At 71.9% G+C, this 24892-nt stretch carries 24 protein-coding genes, 1 tRNA gene and 1 pseudogene; 9 read left to right on the plus strand and 17 right to left on the minus strand.

The window, feature by feature from the left end; genetic code table 11:
- Nucleotides 1-363: 363 nt before the first annotated feature.
- The 4 genes from ACWDAK_RS01330 to ACWDAK_RS01345 all read right to left on the minus strand — a co-directional run bounded on the left by ACWDAK_RS01330 (nucleotide 364) and on the right by ACWDAK_RS01345 (nucleotide 5877).
- Entirely contained in the window at nucleotides 364-2358 is a 1995-nt protein-coding gene (locus ACWDAK_RS01330) for an APC family permease (protein WP_427392871.1), read from the minus strand.
- Nucleotides 2359-2667: 309 nt separating this feature from the next.
- On the minus strand, nucleotides 2668-4539 hold the full coding sequence (locus tag ACWDAK_RS01335) for an APC family permease (RefSeq protein WP_344634853.1): 1872 nt from the start codon (nucleotides 4537-4539) through the stop codon (nucleotides 2668-2670).
- Between the two features lie 338 nt (nucleotides 4540-4877).
- A complete protein-coding gene (locus ACWDAK_RS01340; protein ID WP_344634854.1) occupies nucleotides 4878-5288 on the minus strand; it encodes a hypothetical protein in 411 nt (136 codons plus the stop codon).
- Nucleotides 5289-5298: 10 nt separating this feature from the next.
- Nucleotides 5299-5877, minus strand: coding sequence for a universal stress protein (locus ACWDAK_RS01345; protein ID WP_344634855.1), 579 nt, complete (start codon nucleotides 5875-5877; stop codon nucleotides 5299-5301).
- A gap of 426 nt (nucleotides 5878-6303) precedes the next feature.
- Between ACWDAK_RS01345 and ACWDAK_RS01350 the strand changes: the two genes are divergently transcribed.
- On the plus strand, nucleotides 6304-6903 hold the full coding sequence (locus tag ACWDAK_RS01350) for a superoxide dismutase (protein ID WP_344634856.1): 600 nt from the start codon (nucleotides 6304-6306) through the stop codon (nucleotides 6901-6903).
- 144 nt (nucleotides 6904-7047) lie between these two features.
- Here ACWDAK_RS01350 and ACWDAK_RS01355 read toward each other — a convergent pair.
- Nucleotides 7048-7128 (minus strand) — tRNA-Tyr (locus ACWDAK_RS01355).
- A gap of 236 nt (nucleotides 7129-7364) precedes the next feature.
- Between ACWDAK_RS01355 and ACWDAK_RS01360 the strand changes: the two genes are divergently transcribed.
- Together ACWDAK_RS01360 and ACWDAK_RS01365 are read left to right on the plus strand one after the other, a co-directional pair.
- On the plus strand, nucleotides 7365-7853 hold the full coding sequence (locus ACWDAK_RS01360) for a YajQ family cyclic di-GMP-binding protein (protein ID WP_344634857.1): 489 nt from the start codon (nucleotides 7365-7367) through the stop codon (nucleotides 7851-7853).
- A 98-nt stretch (nucleotides 7854-7951) separates the two neighbouring features.
- Nucleotides 7952-8266 (plus strand): annotated as a pseudogene (locus ACWDAK_RS01365) (response regulator); the annotation flags it as partial.
- Nucleotides 8267-8285: 19 nt separating this feature from the next.
- On the opposite strand, the gene ACWDAK_RS01370 reads toward ACWDAK_RS01365, so the two are convergent.
- Nucleotides 8286-8759 (minus strand): hypothetical protein, encoded by a 474-nt coding sequence (locus ACWDAK_RS01370; protein ID WP_344635112.1) that lies wholly within the window; start codon nucleotides 8757-8759, stop codon nucleotides 8286-8288.
- Nucleotides 8760-8925: 166 nt separating this feature from the next.
- Here ACWDAK_RS01370 and mug point away from each other — a divergent pair, with 166 nt between their 5' ends.
- Nucleotides 8926-9486, plus strand: a complete 561-nt coding sequence (mug, locus tag ACWDAK_RS01375) for a G/U mismatch-specific DNA glycosylase (protein ID WP_344634858.1) — start codon at nucleotides 8926-8928, stop codon at nucleotides 9484-9486.
- A gap of 80 nt (nucleotides 9487-9566) precedes the next feature.
- Here mug and ACWDAK_RS01380 read toward each other — a convergent pair whose 3' ends face one another.
- From ACWDAK_RS01380 to ACWDAK_RS01390, 3 genes are all read right to left on the minus strand, one after another.
- Nucleotides 9567-10469 (minus strand): phytoene/squalene synthase family protein, encoded by a 903-nt coding sequence (locus tag ACWDAK_RS01380; protein ID WP_427392812.1) that lies wholly within the window; start codon nucleotides 10467-10469, stop codon nucleotides 9567-9569.
- 86 nt (nucleotides 10470-10555) lie between these two features.
- Nucleotides 10556-10957, minus strand: a complete 402-nt coding sequence (locus ACWDAK_RS01385) for a YccF domain-containing protein (protein ID WP_344634860.1) — start codon at nucleotides 10955-10957, stop codon at nucleotides 10556-10558.
- Nucleotides 10958-11104: 147 nt separating this feature from the next.
- On the minus strand, nucleotides 11105-11512 hold the full coding sequence (locus ACWDAK_RS01390) for a BlaI/MecI/CopY family transcriptional regulator (protein ID WP_344634861.1): 408 nt from the start codon (nucleotides 11510-11512) through the stop codon (nucleotides 11105-11107).
- Between the two features lie 370 nt (nucleotides 11513-11882).
- On the opposite strand from ACWDAK_RS01390, the gene ACWDAK_RS01395 reads away from it, so the two are divergent.
- From ACWDAK_RS01395 to ACWDAK_RS01415, 5 genes are all read left to right on the plus strand, one after another.
- The gene (locus ACWDAK_RS01395; RefSeq protein ID WP_427392811.1) at nucleotides 11883-13448 is read left to right on the plus strand and encodes an LCP family protein; all 1566 of its coding nucleotides are present in this window, start codon (nucleotides 11883-11885) and stop codon (nucleotides 13446-13448) included.
- 219 nt (nucleotides 13449-13667) lie between these two features.
- On the plus strand, nucleotides 13668-14243 hold the full coding sequence (locus ACWDAK_RS01400; protein WP_344634863.1) for a TerD family protein: 576 nt from the start codon (nucleotides 13668-13670) through the stop codon (nucleotides 14241-14243).
- 65 nt (nucleotides 14244-14308) lie between these two features.
- Complete coding sequence (locus ACWDAK_RS01405; protein WP_344634864.1) at nucleotides 14309-14929, plus strand: hypothetical protein; 621 nt, start codon at nucleotides 14309-14311, stop codon at nucleotides 14927-14929.
- A 64-nt stretch (nucleotides 14930-14993) separates the two neighbouring features.
- Nucleotides 14994-15353 (plus strand): hypothetical protein, encoded by a 360-nt coding sequence (locus tag ACWDAK_RS01410; protein ID WP_344634865.1) that lies wholly within the window; start codon nucleotides 14994-14996, stop codon nucleotides 15351-15353.
- 150 nt (nucleotides 15354-15503) lie between these two features.
- Complete coding sequence (locus ACWDAK_RS01415) at nucleotides 15504-15956, plus strand: DUF7144 family membrane protein (protein WP_344634866.1); 453 nt, start codon at nucleotides 15504-15506, stop codon at nucleotides 15954-15956.
- Nucleotides 15957-16001: 45 nt separating this feature from the next.
- On the opposite strand, the gene htpX is transcribed toward ACWDAK_RS01415, so the two are convergent.
- The 8 genes from htpX to ACWDAK_RS01455 all read right to left on the minus strand — a co-directional run bounded on the left by htpX (nucleotide 16002) and on the right by ACWDAK_RS01455 (nucleotide 24890).
- Entirely contained in the window at nucleotides 16002-16865 is an 864-nt protein-coding gene (gene htpX, locus ACWDAK_RS01420) for a zinc metalloprotease HtpX (RefSeq protein ID WP_344634867.1), read from the minus strand.
- 218 nt (nucleotides 16866-17083) lie between these two features.
- A complete protein-coding gene (locus tag ACWDAK_RS01425) occupies nucleotides 17084-18631 on the minus strand; it encodes an NADH-quinone oxidoreductase subunit N (protein WP_427392810.1) in 1548 nt (515 codons plus the stop codon).
- A 51-nt stretch (nucleotides 18632-18682) separates the two neighbouring features.
- Nucleotides 18683-20254 (minus strand): complex I subunit 4 family protein, encoded by a 1572-nt coding sequence (locus tag ACWDAK_RS01430; RefSeq protein ID WP_427392809.1) that lies wholly within the window; start codon nucleotides 20252-20254, stop codon nucleotides 18683-18685.
- Nucleotides 20255-20306: 52 nt separating this feature from the next.
- Nucleotides 20307-22322, minus strand: a complete 2016-nt coding sequence (locus ACWDAK_RS01435) for an NADH-quinone oxidoreductase subunit 5 family protein (protein ID WP_427392808.1) — start codon at nucleotides 22320-22322, stop codon at nucleotides 20307-20309.
- Nucleotides 22319-22687 (minus strand): NADH-quinone oxidoreductase subunit NuoK, encoded by a 369-nt coding sequence (gene nuoK, locus ACWDAK_RS01440; protein ID WP_344634870.1) that lies wholly within the window; start codon nucleotides 22685-22687, stop codon nucleotides 22319-22321. The genes ACWDAK_RS01435 and nuoK overlap by 4 nt, the downstream gene beginning before the upstream one ends.
- A gap of 6 nt (nucleotides 22688-22693) precedes the next feature.
- The gene (locus ACWDAK_RS01445; protein ID WP_344634871.1) at nucleotides 22694-23386 is read right to left on the minus strand and encodes an NADH-quinone oxidoreductase subunit J family protein; all 693 of its coding nucleotides are present in this window, start codon (nucleotides 23384-23386) and stop codon (nucleotides 22694-22696) included.
- Nucleotides 23383-23937 (minus strand): NuoI/complex I 23 kDa subunit family protein, encoded by a 555-nt coding sequence (locus ACWDAK_RS01450; protein ID WP_344634872.1) that lies wholly within the window; start codon nucleotides 23935-23937, stop codon nucleotides 23383-23385. Before ACWDAK_RS01450 ends, ACWDAK_RS01445 begins: the two co-directional genes overlap by 4 nt.
- Nucleotides 23937-24890: a complex I subunit 1/NuoH family protein gene (locus ACWDAK_RS01455; RefSeq protein WP_344635093.1), complete on the minus strand. Its 954-nt coding sequence runs from the start codon at nucleotides 24888-24890 to the stop codon at nucleotides 23937-23939. Before ACWDAK_RS01455 ends, ACWDAK_RS01450 begins: the two co-directional genes overlap by 1 nt.
- Nucleotides 24891-24892: the final 2 nt, after the last annotated feature.

Here is a 24892-nt window from a genome sequence, read left to right on the forward strand (position 1 = left end):
GACGGCTGTGCCCACCGGCCAGCGCCCCGGCGCGCGCACGGCTCCTCACGCCGCCGGAATGCGCCCTGGAGGCGCCGGCCCGGGCAGCCGCCGTACGCGTGACTCGTCTCCCCGGTACGGCGGCGCCCTCAACTGCCCGAACGGGCATCGCGGCCGGTGGGCCCCCACGCCCACCGCGCGGCCGGCTGCGGCACCCCCACGGAGCAGCGCCGGCTCTCGGCCACGAGGCTATCCGCCGACAGGGCCCGCCACCGGCCGCGCTGACGCGCTCTTGGCGGGCAACGGCCCGCTCTTGACGCATCGTTGACGAACGAAGCCCCGACCGCTCACGCGGTCGGGGCTTCGCGGGCCCTGCGCCGCGCCTCAGGCGTTCTCGGGGGCCGGGAGCTCCTCGTGCTCGGACCGCACCGACGGCTCGCCGCGGCGGACCGCGCCGGGGGCGCGGCGGGTCGGGTGGTAGGCCCGCCCGGCCGAGGTGAGCTGCCACGGGACGCTGATCACCATCACACCGGGGGTGAACAGCAGCCGGCTCTTCAGCCACAGCGCCGACTGGTTGTGCAGCACGTGCTCCCACCAGTGGCCGACCACGTACTCGGGGATGAAGACCGCGACGGCGTCCCTGGGGGTGGTGCGGCGGATCGAGCGGACGTACGCGACGACCGGCTTGGTGACCTCGCGGTACGGGGAGTCCAGCGCCTTCAGCGGGACCTCGATCCCGTACTCCTCCCACTTGGCCTCCAGCTCCTCGGTGTCGTCCTTGTCGACGGCCACCGTCACGGCCTCCAGCACGTCCGGGCGGAACGCCTCGGCGTAACCGAGGGCGCGCAGCGTGGGCCGGTGCAGCTTGGAGACCAGGACGATGCCGTGGACCTTGGACGGACGGACCGCCTCCTCGCGGGGGTCGTCCACGGCCAGCTCCTCGGCGACCGAGTCGTAGTGCTTGCGGATGCCGCGCATCATCGCGAACAGCACGAGCGCCGCCACCACGGCGAGCCAGGCGCCCTCGGTGAACTTGGTGGCCATAACGATCACCAGCACCAGGCCGGTGGTGAGCGCGCCGAAGGCGTTGATCACCCGGGAGCGCTGCGCCGAGCCGCGCACCGAGGGGTCGGTCTCCCCGTCCAGGACCTTGTTCCAGTGCCGGACCATGCCGATCTGGGACAGCGTGAAGGAGGTGAACACACCCAGGATGTACAGGTGGATCAGGTTGTTGACGTTCGCCTTGTAGGCCCACAGCAGCGCGATGTTGACCACGGCCAGTGCGATGATGCCGTTCGAGAAGGCCAGCCGGTCGCCCCGGGTGTGCATCTGCCGGGGCAGGTAGCTGTGCTGGGCGAGGATCGAGCCGAGCAGCGGGAAGCCGTTGAAGGCGGTGTTCGCGGCCAGGACCAGGACCAGCGCGGTGGCCGCCTGGATCACGTAGAACAGGATGCTGTGGTCGCCGCCGAAGACCGCGGCGGCCAGCTGGGCGATCACGGTCGGCTGGGAGTAGCTGTGGCAGTCGCCGACGTACCCGATCAGCTGGCAGCTGTCGTCGGTCTTGTGCACCTTGGCGACCAGTGCCAGCACGGTGACGCCGACGAACATCAGCACGGCGATCAAGCCCATCGCGCTCATGGTCCGGGCGGCGTTCCTGGCCTTCGGCTCGCGGAAGGCCGGCACGCCGTTGGAGATCGCCTCGACCCCGGTCAGCGCGGTACAGCCGGAGGCGAAGGCGCGCAGGCCGAGCATCAGCAGACCGATGCCCTTGAGGGTGTCGTTGTGGTCGATCGGCGCGATGCCGTACTGGGCGCTGGCGGCCACCGGGGCGTGCCCGAAGGCCATCTTGATCACGCCGGTCACGATCATCAGCAGGATGCCGCCGATGAACAGGTACGTCGGCGCGGCGAAGGCCTTGCCCGACTCCCGCACTCCGCGCAGGTTCATCGCGGCGAGCAGCGCCACGAAGGCGACGGCCATCGGGACCCGGTAGTCGTCGATGCCCGGGAACGCCGAGATGACGTTGTCCACGCCGGAGGCCACCGACACCGCGACGGTCATCACGTAGTCGACCAGCAGTGCCGCCGCCACCACCAGGCCCGGCTTGGCCCCGAGGTTCCTGGTCACCACCTCGTACGAGCCGCCGCCCCCCGGATAGGCGTGCACCACCTGGCGGTAGGACATCACCACGACCGCCATCAGCGCGACCACGGCCGCCGCGATCCACGGGGTCAGGTACAGGAACGCGGTGCCACCGACGGTGAGCACCAGCAGGATCTCCTCGGTGGCGTAGGCCACCGAGGAGAGCGGGTCGGAAGCGAAGATCGGCAGGGCGAGGCGCTTGGGCAGCAGCGTCTCGCCCAGTTCCTCGCTGCGCATGGCCTTACCGATCACAAGGCGCTTGAGCGCCTGGGGCACGTTGAACACAGCAGCGAGCGTAAGACGCTCTAACGAGGTCTTAATGGGCCCATACGACCCCCGACACGCCACCCACTCACCCGGCTGGAGCAGCGTTTACCCAGGTCGGAGTAGTTGGCGCGAGCGTCTCGCGCCGGGCCCGCAGTGGTCTGCGGGCCCGGCGTTAAGGGTCCGTCAAGATGTCGAGCTGTAATCGGGATATGGGGCAACGGTTACCTTTCAGCCGGTTCACAGCCCGTTCACAGCCCGTTTCCAGCTACGCCGCCCGCGCTACATCCGAAGCCGCAGCCGGCAGACCGCGGCGTCGGTCCGGCGGCGCAGCGCCCGGTCGATCACCGCGCCGCGCTGGTTCTGCAGCGCGCGCTGCCAGAACTTGGCGGGCTCGACCTCGGGGATCAACACGGTGATCCGCTCGTAGGAGCGTTCGACGCTGAGCTCGTTGACGTACGCCGCCAGCGGAGCGCCGAGCCTGCGGTGCGCGTCCGGCACCTCGACCAGCGGGACGCCCGGCTCCCACAGCTCCCAGTCGCGGCGCAGCGCCTCGGCGGCCTGCCTGTCCTCGGCGTCCGGGCTGGTGTGCACCACGGTGACGGCCATGACCTCGTCGCCGAGCGAGACCGCGGCCGTCAGGGCGTCCCTGGTCAGCCGGGAGATCGCGGTGACCGGGACGAGGACCAGCGAGCGCTGCCGGGTCACCGGGCCCGGCAGGCGGCCCAGCTCCAGCCGCTCGCCGATCCGGTCGTAGCTGCGGTGCACCAGCTCGAACAGCGCGACCAGCAGCGGCAGCGCGAGGCAGATGCCCCAGGCGCCCTCGGTGAACTTGGTGCCGGTGACCACGACGGTGGCGGTGCCGGTGAGCACCGCGCCGAAGCCGTTGAGCAGGGCCTTGCCGCGCCAGCCGGACCCGCGCTCGCCCTTCCAGTGCCTGACCATGCCCACCTGGCAGATGGTGAAGCCGACGAAGACGCCGATGGAGAAGAGCGGCACCAGGCTGTTGACGTCACCGCCGGAGCCGACCAGCAGCACCGCCGAGGCCAGCGAGAGGAAGAGCACGCCGTGCCGGTGCACCTGGTGGTCGGCGCGCAGCGCGAAGACGTGCGGCAGGTTGTTGTCCCGGGCCAGCAGGTGCATCAGCACGGGCAGTCCGCCGAAGGAGGTGTTGGCGGCCAGTCCCAGCAGGATCACGGTGGAGAACTGCACCAGGTAGAAGCCGAAGCCGTGGCCGAGCGAGGCGTCCGCCAACTGGGCGAGCACGGTGACGCCCTCGACCGGCTGGAGGTGGAACCGGCCGATCAGTACGGCCAGGCCGATCAGCATCACGCCGAGCAGCGCGCCGAGCGCGACCTCGGTGTGCTGGGCGCGTCTGACCCTGGGCGTACGGAACGACGGGACGGCGTTGGCCACCGCCTCGACGCCGGTCAGCGCCGAGCAGCCGGCCGCGAAGGCCTTGAGCAGCAGCAGCGCGCCGACCGTGGTGGCGTTGTCCGCCAGGGAGGAGGCGTGCCCGGCAGCGGCCGCGGTGCTGGCGGGCGCGGACCGGAACAGTCCGGCCACGATGATCGCCAGGATGGAGAGCACGAAGACGGCCGTCGGGGCCATGAACCACCGGGCCGACTCGGCGACCCCACGCAGGTTCACCGCGGTGACCAGGGCCAGTACGCCCAGGCAGAGCCAGACCCGCTGGTCGTACAGCTCGGGCACGGCGGAGGTCAGCGCGGCGACGCCGGCGGTGACGGAGACCGCCACGTTCAGGATGTAGTCGATGACCAGCGAGGCGGCCGCGGTCAGCGCGGCCCGACGGCCGAGGTGCGCCTTGGCGACCGCGTACGAGCCACCGCCGTCCGGGAAGGCGGCGATCACCTGCCGGTAGGAGGCCACCAGCACGGCCAGCAGCACGGCGATGGCGACGGTGACCGGAAGCGTGAACCCGAGGCCGTACGCCCCCGCGGCGGCCAGCACCAGCACGATCGACTCGGGACCGTACGCCACCGAGGCCATCGCGTCCAGCGACAGGGCTGCCAGGCCGCCGAGGACGGTCAGCTTGTCGCGGGAGTGCGCGTCCTCGTGCGGGGCGCCGGTATCAGGTGGCTCCTCATCCACGGCGAGGAAACCCGCCGGGCGCTCCATGTCGGTGCCGGGCATCGGCCTGACCTCCATTGTTCGGTGTGCTCCGATCGTGGCCGGGGCCGGGGCGCGGACAGCTTCTCCTGACGCCTTCTTGACGCTCCGACCGGGCGAACTGACGCGGTGTTGACGGCGTGTCCGCTCGCGCGCCGGCGGCGCGCCTCGACGCGCGAGCGGACGTGCCGTCAGGGGCGCGGTGCGCAAGGAGTGGGCGGGGCGCAGGACGGGGGAGCCGGACGGGCGCCTGCGCCGGGCCGGAGCGGAGCACAGCAGAGCGGAGCTCGTCCAAGTTCGAGGAGGCGAGCGGGAGGCCCCGCCTCGGCGCACCCCCGAGGCTTCCGCTCGCCCCGCCGGACCTACACGGGCGGGGCGAGCCGGGTGACGCGTATCCGGCGCCGCGGGAGGGCGGCCGGGAGCGAGCCGGCCAGGGCGGCGGCGGTGAGGAGCGCGAAGCGGGCCGGTTCGACCCCCAGGCCCGCCCAGCCGAGCTCGGCGAAGCGGTGGACGACGAAGCCGTCGTAGAACAGCCAGCCGGCTCCGGCGATCATCGGCGCTGCCAGCGGGCGCGAGACCGTACCGAGTACGCCGCAGAGCACGGCGTACGCGCCCAGCGCGAACCAGCTCGGCCGCAACTCCCCCACCCCGGCGAGCGTCCCGGCCAGTGCGGCACCGCCGACAAGCCCGAGCGCCATCGACATGTCCGGCGCCAGCCGGAAGGTGACCGGACGGTACCAGTGGCTACCGGGCCTGGCCCGGTACAACCGCACGGCACGCCCCTCAGCGCCGGAAGGCGAGTTCGAGGTCCTCGACCGTTTCGGGCGTCCGCGGGTGCCAGAGCGCACGGAGGTCGCCGAGGCCGCGGAGCGGCCAGTACCGACGGTGCTCCAGTTCGCGCTGGAGCTCGGGCCTGGGCACCGCGAGCACCGGGCAGGTGGCGTGCCGCAGGCAGTACCGGGCGACCGAGGGGCGCAACCGGCTGCCGTGTCCGGCGCCGATCACCAGGACGTCGCCCGGCCGGTCCGCCAACCGCACCAGGGCGAAACCGGGTTCACTGCGGACGACCTCGGACTGGAAGCGCGCCCCGAGGTCGGCAGGCGCACCGCCGAAGGCCTCGTCCAACGCGGTGCGCAGCCGGTCGACCGCGGCGGCCCGGACGGCCGAGAGCAGCGGTGGACAGGGCGAGCGCCGGTACCCGTGCTCCCCGCCCGGCGGCTCCCAGACCAGGACGGCGAGCACCTCGGCATCGGTGCGGCGGGCTTCGGCGACGGCCTGGTGCAGCGCGGCCAGGCTGCCCAGAGATCCGCTGACGCCGACCACCAGACGGCGCTGCGCGCCGTACTCCCGGCTGTGCTCCATCTCCGCCCTCCACTCGCTCCGGCCCGGCCTTCCGGCTCGGTCCCTCCCAGCGAAGCAGCGGCGACGGGCGGCGCGATCGCCCTTGACGAAGCCCTGACGGGGCGGCGGGGGATCCCTACGCGGCCCTGACGGGGCGTGGACGGATCGGCGTCGACGGCGGACCCCGGGGAGCGCGCACCGGGTGCGGGGGCGAGCGGCCGGGTGTCCCGGCGGGCGCCGGTTGGGAAGACGATCAGCTCTGGCGAAGGCCCCCGGCAGTACTCCGGAACGATCTTCAGCGGGGAGGCTGACTGGCCGCCCACCCCCCGGAGCAACACTGTGCTGCCATTCAGATGCAATTGCAAGCCATACGCAATAGTGTTGCCCGGGCACGGCGAACACCTGTGCAGCACAGCTGAACCACAGCGACTAGGAGCTCTCTCAACCATGGCTCAGTACACGCTCCCCGACCTTCCGTACGACTACTCCGCGCTGGAGCGCGCGATGTCGGCGGAGATCCTCGAACTGCACCACTCCAAGCACCACGCCGCCTACGTCAAGGGCGCCAACGACACCGTCGAGCAGCTCGCCGAGGCCCGCGACAAGGAGCAGTTCGGCGGCCTGGTCGGCCTGCAGAAGACGCTCGCCTTCCACCTCTCCGGCCACGTCCTGCACTCGCTCTTCTGGCAGAACCTCTCCCCCGAGGGCGGCGACCGCCCCGACGGCGCCCTCGCCGACGCCATCACCGAGCACTTCGGCAGCTTCGAGGCCTTCCAGAAGCAACTCACCACCGCCACCGTCGGCGTCCAGGGCTCCGGCTGGGGCATCCTCTCCTGGGAACCGCTCGGCCAGCGCCTGATCGTCGAGCAGGTCTACGACCACCACGGCAACGTCGGCCAGGGCACCACCCCGCTGCTCGCCTTCGACGCCTGGGAGCACGCGTACTACCTGCAGTACCGGAACGTCCGCCCGGACTACGTCACCCGCCTCTGGGACGTCGTCAACTGGCAGGACGTCTCCGCCCGCTTCGCCGCGACCCAGGCCTGACCCTCCCCGGCCGGGAGCCGCCACCCGGCGCGGCCCCGGCCCCGAGCACCTGCCGCGACGGCCTTCACGACGGCACGACGCGGCACGACGAAAAACGGCCCCTGATCTGCGTTTCCGCAGATCAGGGGCCGTTTCTCTATCCTGTGGCTGGTGCAGGGTTCGAACCTGCGTAGCTTGCGCGACAGATTTACAGTCTGCTCCCTTTGGCCGCTCGGGCAACCAGCCAGGATTTTGGCCTCCCGGGGTTTGCCCCGTTCGACTTGGTAAACCATACCTGATGGATGGGGGTGGTTCGCCACTCGGTAGGCGGCCGCCGGGAACCCGGCGGACCCGGAAGCGATCCCGGGCACCGCGTGGCTGTCGCGGGCGGGCGGGTACGGCGCTGGATAGGCTTGGGCGGCACCTGCTCCGTGCGGGCGGGGGCGGACCGTGAAGCCAGAGCATCAAGGAGACCAACACACATGGCCGACTCCAGTTTCGACATCGTCTCGAAGGTCGAGTGGCAGGAGGTCGACAACGCGATCAACCAGACCTCCCGCGAGATCGCCACCCGCTTCGACTTCAAGAACGTCGGCGGCGAGATCAGCCGGTCGGGCGAGAAGATCGAGATGAAGGCCAACGGCGAGGAGCGGGTCAAGGCCATCCTGGACGTGCTCCAGAGCAAGTTCATCAAGCGCGGGCTCTCGCTCAAGGCGCTGGACGCGGGCGACCCGCAGCTCTCCGGCAAGGAGTACAAGATCTTCGCGAACGTGAAGGAGGGCATCTCCCAGGACGATGCCAAGAAGGTCGCGAAGATCATCCGCGATGAGGGCCCCAAGGGGGTCAAGGCTCAGGTTCAGGGCGACGAGCTGCGGGTCACCTCGAAGAGCCGGGACGACCTGCAGGCGGTCCAGGCGCTGCTCAAGGGCAAGGACCTCGACTTCGCGATCCAGTTCGTGAACTACCGCTAAACAGGCCCTGGGCCTGCGAAAACGCTGGTTTTCGCAGGCCAGGGCACACGAGGGCGCAGTGCTGACCACAGCCTGCGCCCTCGGTGTTGCCCACCCTCTTGCGGCCGGGCGCCGGGCACGGCACGCTCCTGCTCGCGGACGACCAAGCCATTGTCCGCGGCGGCCTGCGGCTCACCCTGGAGGACCGGGACGACATCACCGTGGTCGGCGAGGTCGCCGACGGCGCCGAGGCGGTGGACCTGGCCCGGCGGCTACGCCCGGACGCGTGCCTGGTCGACATCCGGACACCGGGACCGGACGGCATCGGGGCCACCCGCGCCCCGGCCGGGCCCGGGGTGGCCGCCCCGCTGCGGGTGGTGATCGTCACCACCTTCGACCTCGACGAGTACGTCTACGGGGCGCTGCACGCCGGGTGGACCGCCGCCGGCCGGGTCAGCGCTCCAGCCAGCCCTCCGTGTGCCGGTGCCTGCCGAGGCCGACCGCCTCGAACTCGTCCTCCCCGTACGGGCGGTGGGCGCCGAGGCGGCGCAGCACCTGGGATATCGGACTGCCTTCGGCCGGGAAGGACTCACCGACCGCGACACCGACCGGGCCGAGTGCGATCTTCCCGTCCAGCCAGACCGCGCCCTGCTGGCTACCCCGGCCACCGAAGTAGTCGGCCTCGACATAGGCGATCGGGCCGGCCTTGGACCACGCGTTCAGCCTGCGTTCGAACCCCCGGGGGAAGAAGGTGAAGCCCGCCACCACCGCGCCCTCGTGCTGGTCGAGAGAGTCGAGGAGTTCGGCGGTCAGCGGGATCAGGGCCAGCTCCTGCTGCAGCTGCACAGCCCGCGCGAGCCGGACCTCCGCGGCCACCACATTGGCCAGTTCGACCGAGGCGATCAGCGCTCTGAGTTCGTACGACACTCAGTCATTCTGCGCTACTTATGGCATACCGGGCCACAGGAATATTCGAACTGACTATTTATTAGATCTTCTGCCAAGTTCCGGCCGGGTCAGGACGGCCGGAACCGAGTCCCGGGAATGCGGGACCGCTTGGCGGTGCCGGGTCCCGGCCCGGCAGACTGACCGGATGACCAAGCCGATCCGCCCCACCCCCGAGCAGCTCGCCGCCGCCCAGGGCACCACCATCCCGGACGTCACCGCTCCCGGACTGCGGGTGCTGTTCTGCGGGATCAACCCCGGTCTCTGGTCGGGCGCCACCGGTCACCACTTCGCCCGTCCCGGCAACCGGTTCTGGCCGGCGCTGCACCGCTCGGGATTCACCCCGCGCCAGTTCCGGCCGGACGAACAGCGGGAGTTGCTCGCACTCGGCCTGGGCATCACCAACGTCGTCGCGCGCACCACGGCCAAGGCGGACGAACTGACCGCCGAGGAGTACCGGCAGGGCGGCGCGGGGTTGGTGGAACGGGTGGAACGCCTGCGGCCCCGGGTACTGGCCGTGCTGGGGATCGGCGCGTACCGGACCGCCTTCGGCAGGCCGCGCACCCGGATCGGCCGGCAGCCGGAGCGGATCGGCGACACCGAGGTGTGGGTACTGCCCAACCCCAGTGGCCTGAACGCCCACTACACACTGGACGGGCTGGCGGCGGAGTTCCGCGCGCTGCGCGAGGCACTGCCGCCCGCCGACTGACGCCCCGCGACGGGGAGTTCGGCCGACCGGGGTGCCCAGTACGGGGCACGGACGGGCGGGCGAATGCGGGGTGCCGACGCTCACCGGGAGGTTCGCCGCGCCCGCGCCAGCACCCGCAGCGGCGCCACCACCCCGTACCCCACGTCCCGTCGGAGCGCCCCCGCCCCCGCGCGCTCGACCGCACGCAACTGGCACTCCATCAACTCGATCATCGCTCGCCCCACCGGCCGCAGTCCGGGCGCGCTGAGCCCGACCACGTCCCGCGCCGCGTCCAGCGCCGTTCCCGCCTGCCCGCGCAGCTCGGCCAGCAGCGCCCGCACCGCGCCGCTGTCCACGCCCTGCTCCAGTTCGGCCCGGGTGACCTTGTGCCGGTCCAGCTGATCGCGCGGGATGCAGAGCCGGCCCTCCCGCAGGTCCCCGGCGAGGTCGGCCAGGAAGTCCACCCGTTGCGCCGCGTCCACGAACCGCCGCCAACCGGCCGCCTCCTGCGCGCCCGGCCCGCCCTGGTACTGCAGCCCGGCGAAGACCAGCAGCCCCGGGCAGGCGTAGTCGTCCAGGTACGCCTGGTAGTCACCCTCGGTGCCGAAGCCGGCGAAGGACGCCTCGACGGCGGCCGCCCCGTCCAGGAAGGCCGACACCCAGGAGGTCGGCAGCCCCCGCTCGGCCACCGCGTGCGCGTATGCCGTCAGCACCGGCTCCGTGCTGTGCCCGCAGGACAGCGCCCGCATCGTGCGCTCGCTCAACTCCCGGAGGTTTCCGGCCCGTTGTTCGACTGGGCCGCTCTCGGCCACGTCGTCCACCAGGTTCATGAACGCCAACCCGGCCACCAGGTGCGGCACCAGCGCGGGTTCCGCCAGCAACCGCAGTGCCAGGTAAGGGGCCTGTTCCCGTCGCACCACCCGCCGGGCGGCGGCGGTGTAGACCGCGCGCACCGGCGCCTCGGTGATGCCAGCGGCCGTCAGCGTACGGCGCCAGGTGGGCACGACGGCGTCTTCTTCCTTCGGTGGAACGGGGCGCCCCACCGTACCGAACCCGCTCCGGGCGGCCCCGGTGCCCCCGGCCCGCCGCCTCAGCGCCCGCCGAAGCGCTCGTCGGTGGAGACCACCTCGCGCCCGAGCGGCATCAGCGAGATCGGGATCAGCTTCAGGTTGGCCCAGCCGAACGGGATCCCGATGATCGACAGGAACAGCGGGATGCTGGTCACCAGGTGCCCGATCGCCAGCCACCAGCCCGCGAAGACGAACCAGATCACATTGCCGATGAACGACCCCGCCCCGGCGTCGGGCCGCTCCACCGTCGTCCGCCCGAACGGCCACAGCACGTACCCGGCTATCCGGAAGCTGGCGATGCCGAACGGAATGGTCACGACGAGCACGAAGCAGACGATCCCGGCGACGGCATAGCCGATGGCCATCCAGATCCCGCAGAAGACCAGCCAGAGCACATTGAGCACGAAATCGATGAGCTTCACACCGTCCAGCTTCCCACGTGGCGCCCCGCCGAAGCGCCCGCCCGGCCGCGCACACCACGGGCCCGCGACACCCGCCGAGCGCCCCACGGGCCCGAACGAGCCGTCAACGGCCGTGCGACGCACAGGAGTGCGGGCGGTTCGCCCCGCTCAGCCGGTGCCGTCCTCCGCGGCACTGTCGAGCAGGGCCCTCAGCAGGTCCTCGTCGTGCGGGAGGAGGGCACTAACGAAGCTGGCCAGCACCGCGTCGCGATCGTCCTCGCCGTCGAGCACCCTGCGCATCCGCAGCGCGGCGAGTCCGGCGGCGTCGGCGGAGGCGAGCCAGCGGTAGGAACGCCCGGACCTGGTGCGGGAGACGGCGTCCTTGGCGTGCAGCCGGGAGAGGATGGTCATCACCGTGGTGTAGGCGAGGTCCCCGTCGAGGCGTTCCTGGACCCAGCTCGCGGTCGCGGGGCCCGGCGCCTCGCGCAGGACGGCGAGCACCTGGGCCTCCAGTTCGCCCTGCCCCCGACGGCGCACCCTGGGGTCCCTCGCCGGTGCGTTCAGCTCCTCGTCCATGGCGATGACCTCATCCCTCCGCCGCCGCGGCGCCGCCGGGCGGGGCGCGGCCTTCATCCTACTGAGCGGGCTCGGACCATGAGTCGACCCGGAGCCCGGGCGGGCGGCCCCGGAGCCCGGCGCGCGGTGGGGCCGGGGCTGCCCGCTGCGGCACCCGACGCCGGGTCACACCCCTTGGCGGAACCGGCAGGGGTGACTTCACCGTGTCGGCTTTGTATGCTTCGCTCGTCTTCTACACCACTGTAGAAGACAATCGGGGGGCCCATCGTCGAGCCTGCCCGCCACCCTCGCCCGTCCGCACCGCGCCGGCCACGCCTGCGCGCCGCCCGCGCGGCGATTCACTCCGCACCCGCCGCGAAAGGTTGCGCGCATGACCGGCTCGGATTCGCGTACGCCTCCACGCAGCCGACCCGCCCCCGAGGGCCGTCCCGGGATACCCGACGGCCCGGCCCCGAAGCCACGGCGCGGCAAGAAGAAGATCGCCCTGTGGGCCGGCGCCGCGACGCTCTCGCTGGTGATCCTCGGCACCGCCGGGGTCTACTACCGGCTGAACGCCAACATCAACACCTTCGACGGCGGCGGCCTCAGCGCGGACCGCCCGCCGGCGGCCGCCCCGGACGCCAACGGCAACACCCCGGTGAACGTGCTGCTGATCGGTTCGGACTCGCGCGACGGCGGCAACAAGGACCTCGGCGGCGGCGGGGACATCGGAGCCCGCTCGGACACCACGATCCTGTTGCACGTCTACGCCGACCACAAGCACGCGGTGGGCGTCTCGATCCCGCGCGACTCGCTGGTGGACATCCCGCCGTGCAAGGCGGACGGGAAGTGGACGGCACCGCAGACCAACGCCATGTTCAACAGCGCCTTCGCGGTGGGCGACACCGCGCAGGGCAACCCGGCCTGCACCCAGAACACCATCGAGAAGCTGACCGGCCTGCGGATGGACCACACCGTGGTGGTGAACTTCACCGGGTTCGCGGCGATGACCAGCGCGGTCGGCGGGGTGAACGTCTGCGTCCCGAGCGACGTCTACGAGGGCGACCTCAACCCCAACCTGGGCCACAAGGGCAAGCAGATCTTCGCCAAGGGTCCGCAGAAGGTGTCGGGTCAGCAGGCACTGGACTACGTACGGGTGCGGCACGGCATCGGCGACGGCTCGGACATCGGCCGGATGCAGCGTCAGCAGGCTTTCCTCTCCTCGCTGGCCAAGACCGTGAAGAGCCAGGGGATGAACCCGACCACCCTGCTCCCGCTCGCCGACGCGGCCACCAAGTCGCTGACCGTGGACCCGGGGCTCGGCTCGGCGGACAAGCTGCTCGCCTTCGCGATGTCACTGAAGGACATCGACCTGAAGAACATCAAGTTCCTCACCGCCCCGTGGAGATACAACGGCGCCCGGGTCTCGCTGGTGCACCCCGACATCGACCAGCTCTGGGCGGCGCTGAAGGCCGACCGCACGCTCGACGGCCAGGACGCCGGCGGCGGCGCGTCGAGTTCTCCCGGCCCCGGGGGCACCCCCACCGCATCGCCCGCGGCCGCCGCGCCCGCCGCGAAGGGCACGGGGATCGCGGTCGCCGTCTACAACGGCACCACCGCACCGGGTCTGAGCACCAAGGCCGCGAGCCTGCTGGAGGGGGCCGACTTCACGGTCACCGGCAAGGCCAACGCCGCCGACCGGGACCACGCCACCACCACGGTCGAGTACGGCAGCGGCGAGAAGGACGGGGCGCAGACGGTGGCCCGGCTCTTCCCCGGTTCCCGGCTGGAGGCGGTCGGCCGCCCGGGCATCAGCCTGGTCCTCGGCCAGGACTTCGCCTCCTCGGACGGCGGGGACAAGAGCGCCGCCGTTCCGCCCGGACCGCTGCCGACCAGCGTCAGCGACGCGGCCCGCTCCGCCGACGACGACCCGTGCAGCAAGCTGTCGTACGGCTGACGCCCGCCGCCTGGTCGAGGCCCGCCGTGCGGCCTGCCGGGCGCCTCCGACCAGGGCCGACACCGCCCCAAGGTCCGGCAAAACAATTCTCCCGTCGTTGCATTCTCGCTATCTCTACACTGATGTAGATTCATTGACCAGGTCGGCCGTTCCAGGACCGGCCGCACCGCCGAGGTCCGCGCCTGCCGGACCGAGGCCAGGAACTCCAGGAGGGGCATCATGGGAGTCACGCTCTCCAAGGGCGGCAACGTCTCGCTGACCAAGGAGGCCCCGGGCCTGACGGCCGTCATCGTCGGCCTCGGCTGGGAGGTCCGCTCCACCACCGGCGCCGACTTCGACCTCGACGCCAGTGCGCTGCTCTGCACCGAGGCCGGCCGGGTGCTCAGCGACCAGCACTTCGTCTTCTTCAACAACCTGCGCAGCCCCGAAGGTTCGGTCGAGCACAGCGGCGACAACCTCACCGGCGGCGGCGGTGGCGACGACGAGCAGATCAAGGTCGACCTGACGGCCATTCCGGCCGGGGTCGCCAAGGTCGTCTTCCCGGTCTCCATCTACGACGCCGACACCCGCGGGCAGAACTTCGGCCAGGTCCGCAACGCCTTCATCCGCGTGATCGACCAGGCCACCGGCAGCGAGATCGCCCGCTACGACCTGACCGAGGACGCCTCCACCGAGACCGCGATGGTCTTCGGCGAGCTGTACCGCCTCGGCGCCGACTGGAAGTTCCGCGCCATCGGCCAGGGTTACGCCTCCGGCCTGCGCGGCATCGCCCTGGACTACGGCGTCAACGTCTGAGCTGCCCGGCGGGCCAGGACAGGCCGACGGTCACTCCCTTCACCTCCATGACTTCGGGGGAACGCATGGACCGACTCAACCGCCCGCCACAGCTGAGCAACCTGTCCCAGCAGGACCGGGCCGACTTCGAACTGGCCCTCCGCCAGGCCCTGGCCCGACCGGAGATCCGGGACGCGCTGCAACGGAACCCGGACCTCTGCCCAGAGCAGCTCCAGGCCCTCGCCCGGACGGCGACCGGCGAGATCGCGGCCGCCGCCGCCGACGAGTACCTGGAGTACCTCCGGGTGCGCGGCGCGGCTGGAAGCCCCGCCTACGACTCCCCGCGCAGCATCGACCAGGACTGGGCGGGTGGCCTGATGGGCGTACTCGCCGTCCTGGTCCCCCTGCTCACCGGCACCGCCGCGGCGATCCTGCTGCTCCTCGGGTACGCGCTGGGACTGGCCAAGTCCCAGCGCCACCTGGCCGACTCGCTGCTCACCGCGGGCTGGGCGACCGCCGTGGTCGCCGGCATCTGCGTCATCGGCGGAGTCGTCGGACTGCTCACCACCGCGGCCCGGCGCCGGGCCGCCCAGTCGGACACCCCGGCGGCGGGCCGACCCGAGGAGCTCAAGCGGGCCCGCGAGGCCTGGCGGACCGCTCTGCTGGAACGTGGACTGCTGCCCTACCTCCACCTCCGTCTCCAGTAGCCTCGGGCCGGACCGGCCGGAGAGCCGGTCCACCGACGCGTACGAAGGACCTGAGGAAGAGATCGTGAACATACGCCGCATCGCAGGGGCCGTGCCCGCTCTGCTGCTGGCCGCACTGCTGCTGGGCCAGCAGACCGCGGCCCAGGCCGCCCCCGTGACGGTCCGTACGGTGGCCGCCGCGCCCGCCACGCCCGCCGCCGCCGGGGACACCGCCCGGACCCAGGCGCCGACCCAGGCCCAGGAGCAGCAGCGGACCCGGCAGCTCGCCGCCGGAAAGGACACCAGGACCACCAAGAAGAAGGGCGGCTTCTTCAAGAAGCTCGGGATCGCGGTGATCGTGGTGATCCTGCTGATCGTCCTCTTCGCGATCGGCCTGATCGTCGCCATCGTGTTCGCGCTCAAGCGGATCTTCCGTCGACGATAGCCGTCGGCGGCCGGCCCGGCCACTCCGGTCGTCCGGGTCTCCCGGGCCGCTCCGGCCCGACGAGTTGCGAGGTCGCGGACGCCTCCTACGCTGCAACTGACGGACGCCTCACCGAATGTCGAAGCGTCCCGCAGCCGCAGGGAGGCAGCCATGTCCCAGGCTTCTGGTCCGCTCCACAACCCGTCGGGCCCCGTCCCGGCCGCGCACCAGCCCCGGCTGGACAGCCCGGAGGCCGTCGCCAGCGTGGTGCTGTTCGCCGGCGTGTTGATGCTGGTCAACGGGGTGTTGGGGATCCTCCAGGGCATCGTCGCGCTGTCCAGGAACAGCATCTACGTGACCAGCCCGCACTACACCTTCGAGTTCAACCTCACCGCGTGGGGCTGGATCCACATCGTGTGGGGCCTGGCCATCGCCGCGATCGGCTACGGCGTGGTCAAGGGCGCCGCCTGGGCCCGGGTGCTCGCCATCCTGGTGGTCGCCGTCGGCCTGGCACTGAACTTCATCTTCCTGCCGTACTACCCGCTCTGGTCCCTGGTGATCATCGCGATCGACGGCTTCATCCTCTGGGCGCTGTGCACGTACCACTCGCAAACCGCCGACTGATCCGCGGTCGCGGTGCCCCGCGACCGCGTGCCCGGCGGTGGCCGATCAGCGGTGGTAGCCGGCCAGCTGCTCCAGCCGGGCGACCCGCTCGGCCATCGGCGGGTGGGTGGAGAACAGCCGGGTACCGGCCTCGCCCAGGCGGAACGGGCTGGCGATCATCATGTGGCTGGCCGTCTGGAGCTGCGGCTCCGGCGGCAGCGGCGCCCGCTGGGTGCCGATCTCCAGCTTGCGCAGGGCACTGGCCAGGGCGAGCGGGTCGCCCGTGATCCTGGCGCCGTCCGCATCGGCCTGGTACTCGCGGGAGCGGCTGACGGCCAGCTGGATCAGGGTGGCGGCGAGCGGGCCGAGGATCATGATGAGCAGCAGCCCGATCAGCCCGGGCCCCTCGTCGTCCTCGTCCCGCCCGAACGGGATCAGCCAGGCGAAGTTCACCAGGAACATGATCACGGAGGCCAGTGCCCCGGCCACCGAGGAGATCAGGATGTCCCGGTTGTAGACATGGCTGAGCTCATGGCCGAGCACCCCGCGCAGCTCCCGCTCGTCCAGCAGCTGCAGAATGCCGTCGGTGCAGCAGACCGCCGCGTTGCGCGGGTTGCGGCCGGTGGCGAAGGCGTTCGGCGCCGGGGTCGGCGAGATGTACAGCCGGGGCATCGGCTGGCGGGCCGAGGTGGAGAGCTCGCGGACGATCCGGTACAGCTGCGGCGCCTCGATCTCGCTCACCGGGCGGGCCCGCATCGCGCGCAGGGCCAGCTTGTCGCTGTTCCAGTACGCGTACGCGTTGGTGCCGAGGGCGACCAGCAGGGCGACCACGAAGCCGGTGCGCCCGAAGAAGCTGCCGATCACCAGGATCAGCGCGGACAGGCCGCCGAGCAGCGCGGCCGTTCTCAATCCGTTGTGCCGGCGGTGCACGGCAGGCCCTCCAAATGGTGCGGTGGGAAGCCTTCGGTTCACATCCCTCTGCCCGATCAACGGCGGAACGCGCCGACTTCGTTCCCTTGTGCACTCCGCCCCACCAGGATCGGGGCGGGGCCGCGGAGGCTTCCGCCTGCCGGTACGGCGGAGGGCGCGGGCACCCGTGCGGTGCCTCGCGCCCTCCGATGGGCCTCCCCGGTCCGGCCGGGTGCGGCTCAGAACAGGCTGCCGCCCGCGACCTGGAGGACCAGTTGCGGGGCCACCGAGAGCACGGCCGCCACGACCGCGGTCACGCCCAGGGTGGCCGCCAGCGGGGTCGGAAGGCGGCCGTCGGTGACCACCCGCTCCGCCGGGGCGAACAGCTTCGCGGTCCACAGCAGGTAGTAGTACAGCGCGATCACGACGTTGACCGCCATCACCACGGCCAGCCAGCCCAGGCCCGCGTCCACGGCCGCCCGGAAGACCACCACCTTGCCGAACAGGCCGACCACGCCCGGCGGCAGACCGGCCAGGCAGAGCAGGAAGAAGGCCATCGCGAGCGCCGTCCAGCGGCGCCGGGCGAACAGGCCCGCGTAGTCGTCCAGCCGGCTGCCGGCGCTGCGGCTGACGGCGGCGACCACGGCGAAGGCACCGAGGTTCACCACGCCGTAGATCAGCGCGTACGCGGCGGTGGCCCCGATCGGCTGGTCCGTGCCCGCGTAGCCGGCGGCCGCCAGCGGGACCAGCAGGTAGCCGGCCTGGCCGATCGAGGACCAGGCGAGCAGCCGGACGGCGCTGTGCGCGGTGTTCCCGCGCTGGCGCAGCGCGGCCACGTTGCCCGCCGTCATGGTCAGCGCGGCGAGCACGGCCAGCGCCAGGCCCCAGGTGTGGCCGTACGGGCGGAAGGCGATGGTGGTGGCCAGGACCAGGCCGGAGAGGCCGGCCGCCTTGCCGACCACGGACAGGTATCCGGCGACCGGGACCGGGGCGCCGGTGTAGGTGTCGGGCAGCCAGAAGTGGAACGGGACGGCGGCCACCTTGAAGGCGAAGCCGACCAGGGTGAGCGCGGCGCCCGCCTCCGCGAGCGGCTTCAGCTGCGCCGGGGCGTGGCCCAGGCCGTCGGCGACGGCGGCCAGGTGCAGGCTGCCGGTGGCGGCGTAGACGAAGCTGATGCCGAGCAGCATCACGGCCGTCGCGGTGACCGAGGAGAGGAAGAACTTCAGCGCGGCCTCGGCGCCCCGGCCGTCCCGGCGCAGGGCGACCAGCGCGAAGGCGGGCAGCGAGGCCACCTCAAGCGCGATGACCAGCGTCGCCAGGTCGCGGGAGGCGGGCAGCAGGGCGGCGCCGGCGGCGCTGCTGAGCAGCAGGAACCAGTACTCGCCGCCCGGGAGCCGCTCCTCGTCCACGGTGTGGACGGACAGCAGGGCCGCGATCAGCGCACCGCCGAGTGCCAGCAGCTGGAAGACCAGCGCGAAGTGGTCGGCGACGTAGGAGCACAGCGGATTGTCGGTGGCGCCAGCTACGTTCCGCAGGCAGAAGGTCGACCGGGTGTTACCGCGCGCCAGTGGGAGGAGTGCGATGAGGGCGAGGGCGAGTCCGCCGGCGGTGAGCCGGCCGAGGGCCTTCTTCTTCCCCGCCGGGAGGAAGAGGTCCGCGAGCAGCACGCCGATCGCGGCCAGGGCGGCGATCAGCGGGGGCGCGATCGCGAGCCAGTCGATCGACTGCACGAGCATGCCCGGGTTGGCGACGGCCAGCGAGGTCACATCAGGCGCGGACAGGGTCATGGCGGGCTGCCCCAGGAGGAGGTGAGAGCCGAGCGGGGTACCGGGCATCGGTCAGCCACCCCCGAGGAGGTGCTTGACCGCGGGGTCGGACAGGCTCAGCAGGAGGGCCGGCCAGAGCCCGGCCACCACGGTGAGCGCGGCGAGCGGGGTCCAGCTGACGGCCTCGTACGGGCGGATGTCGGGGATCTCGGCGACCACGGCGGGCTGCTTGGGGTCACCCATGCAGACGCGTCTGACCACGACCAGCAGATACGCGGCGGTGAGGAGGGTGCCGAGTCCGGCGATCACCATGTAGGTCACGAAGGCGGGGCGCGAGAGCCCGGCGGCCGGATCGAAGGCGCCGAACATCGCGAGCAGCTCGCCCCAGAAGCCCGCCAGCCCGGGGAGGCCGAGGCTGGCGACGGAGGCGAAGGCGAGCAGCGCGCCGATGCGCGGTGCCCGACCGTAGAGGGCGGCGCCGGTGGCACCCGAGATGGTGTCCAGGTCGGCCGTGCCGTAGCGGTCCTTGACGGCGCCGACCAGGAAGAACAGCAGGCCGGTGATCAGGCCGTGGGCGATGTTGGCGAACAGCGCGCCGTTGACGCCCGTCGGGGTGAGGGAGGCGATGCCCAGCAGCACGAAGCCCATGTGGCCGACGGAGGAGTAGGCGATCAGACGCTTGAGGTCGCCCTTGGCGCCGGAATCGGCGGTGGGCGACGGGAGGGCCAGAGCGAGGCAGGCCAACGAGCCGTAGACGATGCCGACGGCCGCCAACGCGCCCAGGTAGGGGGCGAAGGTGGCGGTGCCGTCCGGCACGATCGGGAGTAGGACGCGGACCAGGCCGTACGTACCCATCTTCAGCAGCACACCGGCGAGCAGCACCGAGCCGACGGTGGGGGCCGAGGTGTGCGCGTCCGGGAGCCAGCTGTGCAGCGGCCAGGCGGGGGCCTTCACCGCCAGGCCGGCCAGGATGGCCAGCGCGGCGATCACCTGGGTGGTGTGGCTGAGCCCCTTGCCGTGGGCGGCGGCAAGCTCGGTCATGTCGAACGTGCCCGCCTGGGTGCCGACCAGCAGGAAGCCGAGCAGCATCACGGCCGAGCCGAGCAGCGTGTAGAGGATGAACCGGTTGGCGGACATCACCCGCTGCCCGTTCCCCCACCGGGCGATCAGGAAGTACATCGGGATCAGCACGATCTCGAAGGCCAGGAAGAACAGCACCAGGTCGAGCACCGCGAAGGTGGCCAGCATGCCGACTTCGAGGAGCAGCAGCAGCCCGGTGAAGGAGCGGGCGCTCGGGGTGCCCTCCCCGTCCGGCAGCCGCTTGGTCGAGTACACCGCGCACAGGAAGGTGAGCAGGGCGGTCAGCACGATCAGCGGCAGCGAGATGCCGTCCACCCCGAGGTGGAAGCGGACTCCGATGGCCGGGATCCAGCGCAGGTCGGTGACGGCCTGCATCCGGCTCGGCGCGCCGCGGTCGAAGCCGGTCGCGAGCACGACGGTGAGCAGCAGGACGACGCCGGTGACGGCCGTACCGAGCCGGAGTGCGCGCCGGTCGGCGGCTGCGGGGTCCGCGCCGAGCGGCGCGAGGGTGGCGGCGGCGCCGAGCAGGGGCAGCAGCAGGAGGGCGATGAGGACTGCGTTCATCGGGGGCTCCAAGGACATGCTGCGGCGGACGGGCGGGAGGGGGGTGTACGGGTCATGTGCCGACCGCCACCAGGACGGCGAGCAGGACGACACCGGCGAGCAGGGCACTCACGTAGGCCTGCGCGTTGCCGTTCTGCGCCCGCCGGACCAGCCAGCCGAGCAGATTGGCGCCGCCGCCCGTGCCGCGGACGTAGGTCTCGATGACCTCGCGGTCCAGGAAGCGGACCAGCTGCGCGGCCGCGGTCGTCGGGCGGACGAACAGCGCGCTGTAGAGCCGGTCCACGTGGAATCCGTGCTGCGCGGGGCCGAAGAGCGGGCCGAGCAGGGTCCGACCGGGGTCGGCGGCGGCGCCAGCCGCCGCCTGGCCGGCCGGTACCGTACGGGCGGCCGCCGCGGCGCGGGCGGTGCCCGAGCGCCAGGCCGCGTACGCGACCAGGATCCCGGCCAGGGCGAGCGCGGTACCGATCACCGCGGTGCCGGTTGAGGGCCGCAGCGAGCCGCCGTCCAGCAGGCTCGGCAGCCAGTCGGGGCGCAGTCCGGCGACGCCGAATCCCATGGTGGGGACGGCGAGCACCCACAGCGGCCAGCGCATGGCGTGCGGTTCGAGCTGCGTCCCGGCCTCGTCGATCTCGGGCGAGTACGGCGCGCCCTCGGCGTGCCCGTTCGCCTGCCCCGGCTCCGGGGCGGCCGGGGCGGCCGTCGCCTGCGCGTGGAATGCGACCAGCCAGAGCCTCGTCGCGTACGCCGCGGTGAGCAGTGCGGTGAACGCACCGGACACCAGCACGATCCAGCCGCCGGCGGCGGGCACCGCTGAGGCGGGCCCGAGTCCGTTGGTGATCGCCTCGCCGGTCGCGGCGTGCTCGGCGGCGGTGAGCACCGCCTCCTTGCTGAAGAAGCCGCTGAAGGGCGGCAGTCCGACCAGGGCGACCAGGGCGATGCCCATCGTCCAGTAGGCGTCGGGGACGCGCCTGCGCAGGTCCGGCATCCGGGACATGGCGGAGATGGAGTTGGTGTGCGCGGCGTGGATCACCACGCCGGCGGTGAGGAACAGCAGGGCCTTGAAGGCGCCGTGGCTGATCAGGTGGAACACGGCCGCGTCGCGGTCGCCGCTGGCCAGCGCACCGGCCATGTAGCCGAGCTGGCCTACGGTCGAGTAGGCGAGCACCCGCTTGAGGTCGTCCTGGGCGAGCGCGCACAGCGCGGACCCGACCATGGTGACGGCCGCCATCACCGAGAGCACCAGCAGCGCGGCGCCGGAGAGCAGGAAGACCGGCAGCAGCCGGGCGACCAGGTAGATGCCGGCGGCGACCATGGTGGCGGCGTGGATCAGCGCGGAGACCGGAGTCGGACCGGCCATCGCATCGGGGAGCCAGGTGTGCAGGGGGAACTGCGCGCTCTTGCCGGCGACCCCGGCGAGCAGCAGCAGCGCGATCAGGGTCGGGTGGCCGAGCCTGCCGCCGGCCGCCGCCTCCAGCACCCCGCTGATCCGGAAGGTACCGGCGTCCGACCCCAGCAGGAGGATCCCGAACAGGAAGGGGATGTCACCGAGCTTGGTGACCAGGAACGCCTTGAGCGAGGCCGAGCGGGCGTCGGCGCTCTCCCAGTGGTGGCCGATCAGGAAGTACGAGCAGATGCCCATGATCTCCCAGCCGACCAGCAGCACCACCAGGTCGCCGGAGTACACGACCAGGAACATCGCGGCGGTGAAGAGTGAGACCAGCGCCGCGTACGAGGGGTAGCGCGGGTCGTCCTTCAGGTAGGCCGTGGAGTAGACCTGCACACAGGTCGCGACCAGGCCGACCAGCAGGGAGATCAGCGAGCTGAAGCCGTCCAGGTGGATGGCGAGCGAGATGTCGGGGCCGCCGGTCGGGGTGAGCCGGGTGGCGGCGTCCAGGCTCTGGCCACCGCCCAGCTGGAGGGCGACGACCAGGGCGAGCACGGCCGAGGCGGCCACCGGGAGGATGGCCAGCGGCCGGGCGAAGCCGGGGGCGCGGCGGCCGGTGGCCAGGGTCGCGGCGGCGCCGAGCGCGGGCAGCGCGGGGACCAGGGCGGGGAGGGCGAGGTTCATGCGGCGGCCCTGTCGTTCGGCACGGCGGCCTCCGCAGCGGCCTCGGCGGCGTCCTCGTTCGGGTCACCGAGCGCGGTGAGCCGGTCGATGTCCGCCGTGCCCCTGTTCCGGAAGACCAGCAGGACGATGGCGAGGCCGAGGCCGATCTCGGCGGCGGCGACGGTGATGATGAAGAGCGTGAGCGCCTGCCCGGCGTGCAGCGAGTCACGCAGCCAGGCATCGAAGGCGACCAGGTTCAGGTTGACGGCGTTGAGCATCAGCTCGACGGACATCAGCACCAGGATGGCGTTCCGCCGGGCGAGCACGCCGTAGACGCCGACGCTGAACAGCAGCGCGGCGAGGACGACTGGGTACACGAGGTGCATCGGCGGTCAGTTCTCCTGCGCAGGGGTCGTCGGGGCGGCGGCGCCCGCACTGCCGGCCCGGGCGGCGGTCGCACTCGCGCGGCCGTTGGTACCGGCCGGCTTGCCCGCGCGCAGCTTCCCGGCGCGCGGCTTCGGCAACCGTCCGCCGCCGTCGCGGGAGAGCACGATAGCGCCGATCAGCGCGGCCAGCAGCAGCACGGACAGTGCCTCGAAGGGCAGCACCCAGTGCCGGAACAGGTAGACACCGGTCACCTTGGCGCTGCCACCGCCGGCCCCGAGGTCCAGCCAGGAGGTCCGGAAGGCGTCCACGACCAGGGTGACCAGGGTGCCCGCGGCAGCCAGGGCCACGCCGAGCGCCACCCAGCGGTTGCCGGAGTTCGCGTCGGGCGAGCGGCCGATCGGCGCCTTGGTGAGCATCAGTCCGAAGAGCACCAGCACGATCACCGAGCCGAGGTAGATCAGCACCTGGACCCAGGCGATGAACTCGGCCGTCAGCAGCAGGAACTCGATCGCCAAGCCGCCGAGCGCGACGACCAGCCAGAGCGCGGCGTGCACCAGCTGCCTGGTGGTCACCGAGATGACGGCGGAGCCGAGCACGGCGATGCCGACCAGCAGGAAGACGACCTCCACACCGGTCGGGGAGAGGAAGGAGCGGGCGGCCGGGTCCAGCGGACCCGCCGCGGCGAGCAGGGCGGTCACTCGGCCCCACCCCCGGCGGCCTCGGCGGCGGCCGCGGCCGCCAGCTTGTCGGCGGCCTTGCGGGCCATGGCGATCTCCTTGGGCTCCTCGGCCCCCGGGTCGAGCGCGGGCGGCGGCGGCACCGTCCACATCCACTCCCGCAGCCGGTCCCGCTCGTGGGTCAGCTCCAGGATGTCGGTCTCCGCGTACTCGAACTCCGGCGACCAGAAGAGCGCGTCGAACGGGCAGACCTCGATGCAGATGCCGCAGTACATGCAGAGCGAGAAGTCGATCGCGAAGCGGTCCAGCACGTTGCGGGTGCGGGCGCGGGCGTTCGGGTCGGCCGCGGGCAGCGTCTCCTTGTGGGAGTCGATGTAGATGCACCAGTCGGGGCACTCACGGGCGCAGAGCATGCAGACCGTGCAGTTCTCCTCCAGCAGCGCGATCACACCGCGGGTACGCGGGGGCAGCTCGGGCTGCACGTCCGGGTACTGCGCGGTGATCGACCGCTTGGTCATCGTCCGCAGGGTGACGGCCAGGCCCTTGGCCAGGCCACTGCCTGGAATGTTCATCAGGAGATCGCCACCTTGACGACGCCGGTGATGGCCAGCTGGAGCAGCGCGAGCGGGATCAGGCAGGTCCAGGCGAAGCGCATCAGCTGGTCCTCGCGCAGCCGGGGGTAGGTGACCCGGAGCCAGATCACCACGAAGGCCAGTGCGAAGGTCTTGAGCAGGGTCCACAGCCAGCCGAGGCTCTCCGGCAGCGGGCCGTGCCAGCCGCCGAGGAAGAGCACCGTGGTCAGTGCGCAGATCACCAGGATGCCCGCGAACTCGGAGAGCAGGAAGAACGCGAAGCGCAGCCCGGTGTACTCGGTGTACGCGCCGAAGATGATCTCCGAGTCGGCCACCGGCATGTCGAACGGCGGACGCTGCAGCTCGGCCAGCCCGGCCGTGAAGAAGACGAACGCGCCGATCAGCTGCCACGGCACCCACCACCAGTGGAAGGCGTCCACGATGCCCGGCAGCGAGAGCGTGCCCGCCGCCATCGCCACCGAGGCGGCGGCGAGCAGCATCGGCAGCTCGTACGACATCAGCTGGGCGGCCGTCCGCAGACCACCGAGCAGCGAGAACTTGTTGGCGGACGCCCAGCCGGCCATCAGCGAGCCGAGCACGCCGATGCCCATCACGGCCAGGACGAAGAACAGGCCGGCGTCCACCGCCTGGCCGACGAAGCCGTTCGGTCCGACCGGGACCAGCAGCAGCACGATCAGGTACGGCAGCAGGGCGACGACCGGCGCCGCCTGGAAGACCCGGCGGTCCGCGTCGAGCGGTACCACGTCCTCCTTCTGCGCGAACTTGACGCCGTCGGCGACCAGCTGCGCCCAGCCGTGGAAGCCGCCCGCGTACATCGGGCCGAGCCGCCCCTGCATGTGGGCCATCACCTTGTGCTCGGTCTGGCCGATGATCAGCGGGAAGACCAGGAAGACGATCAGGACCGCGACGCAGCGCAGCAGCGTGTCGAGCAGGT

The sequence above is a fragment of the Kitasatospora sp. NPDC001175 genome, from assembly GCF_053598215.1.

Bases quoted from the DNA above. Each gene is read 5' to 3' on its own strand.
- ACWDAK_RS01330 (WP_427392871.1), bottom strand. From the start codon at position 2,358: ATGCGCAGCGAGGAACTGGGCGAGACGCTGCTGCCCAAGCGCCTCGCC.
- ACWDAK_RS01335 (WP_344634853.1), bottom strand. From the start codon at position 4,539: ATGCCCGGCACCGACATGGAGCGCCCGGCGGGTTTCCTCGCCGTGGAT.
- ACWDAK_RS01345 (WP_344634855.1), bottom strand. From the start codon at position 5,877: ATGGAGCACAGCCGGGAGTACGGCGCGCAGCGCCGTCTGGTGGTCGGC.
- ACWDAK_RS01350 (WP_344634856.1), top strand. From the start codon at position 6,304: ATGGCTCAGTACACGCTCCCCGACCTTCCGTACGACTACTCCGCGCTG.
- ACWDAK_RS01360 (WP_344634857.1), top strand. From the start codon at position 7,365: ATGGCCGACTCCAGTTTCGACATCGTCTCGAAGGTCGAGTGGCAGGAG.
- mug (WP_344634858.1), top strand. From the start codon at position 8,926: ATGACCAAGCCGATCCGCCCCACCCCCGAGCAGCTCGCCGCCGCCCAG.
- ACWDAK_RS01390 (WP_344634861.1), bottom strand. From the start codon at position 11,512: ATGGACGAGGAGCTGAACGCACCGGCGAGGGACCCCAGGGTGCGCCGT.
- ACWDAK_RS01395 (WP_427392811.1), top strand. From the start codon at position 11,883: ATGACCGGCTCGGATTCGCGTACGCCTCCACGCAGCCGACCCGCCCCC.
- ACWDAK_RS01400 (WP_344634863.1), top strand. From the start codon at position 13,668: ATGGGAGTCACGCTCTCCAAGGGCGGCAACGTCTCGCTGACCAAGGAG.
- ACWDAK_RS01405 (WP_344634864.1), top strand. From the start codon at position 14,309: ATGGACCGACTCAACCGCCCGCCACAGCTGAGCAACCTGTCCCAGCAG.
- ACWDAK_RS01415 (WP_344634866.1), top strand. From the start codon at position 15,504: ATGTCCCAGGCTTCTGGTCCGCTCCACAACCCGTCGGGCCCCGTCCCG.
- ACWDAK_RS01425 (WP_427392810.1), bottom strand. From the start codon at position 18,631: ATGACCCTGTCCGCGCCTGATGTGACCTCGCTGGCCGTCGCCAACCCG.
- ACWDAK_RS01430 (WP_427392809.1), bottom strand. From the start codon at position 20,254: ATGAACGCAGTCCTCATCGCCCTCCTGCTGCTGCCCCTGCTCGGCGCC.
- ACWDAK_RS01435 (WP_427392808.1), bottom strand. From the start codon at position 22,322: ATGAACCTCGCCCTCCCCGCCCTGGTCCCCGCGCTGCCCGCGCTCGGC.
- nuoK (WP_344634870.1), bottom strand. From the start codon at position 22,687: ATGCACCTCGTGTACCCAGTCGTCCTCGCCGCGCTGCTGTTCAGCGTC.
- ACWDAK_RS01450 (WP_344634872.1), bottom strand. From the start codon at position 23,937: ATGAACATTCCAGGCAGTGGCCTGGCCAAGGGCCTGGCCGTCACCCTG.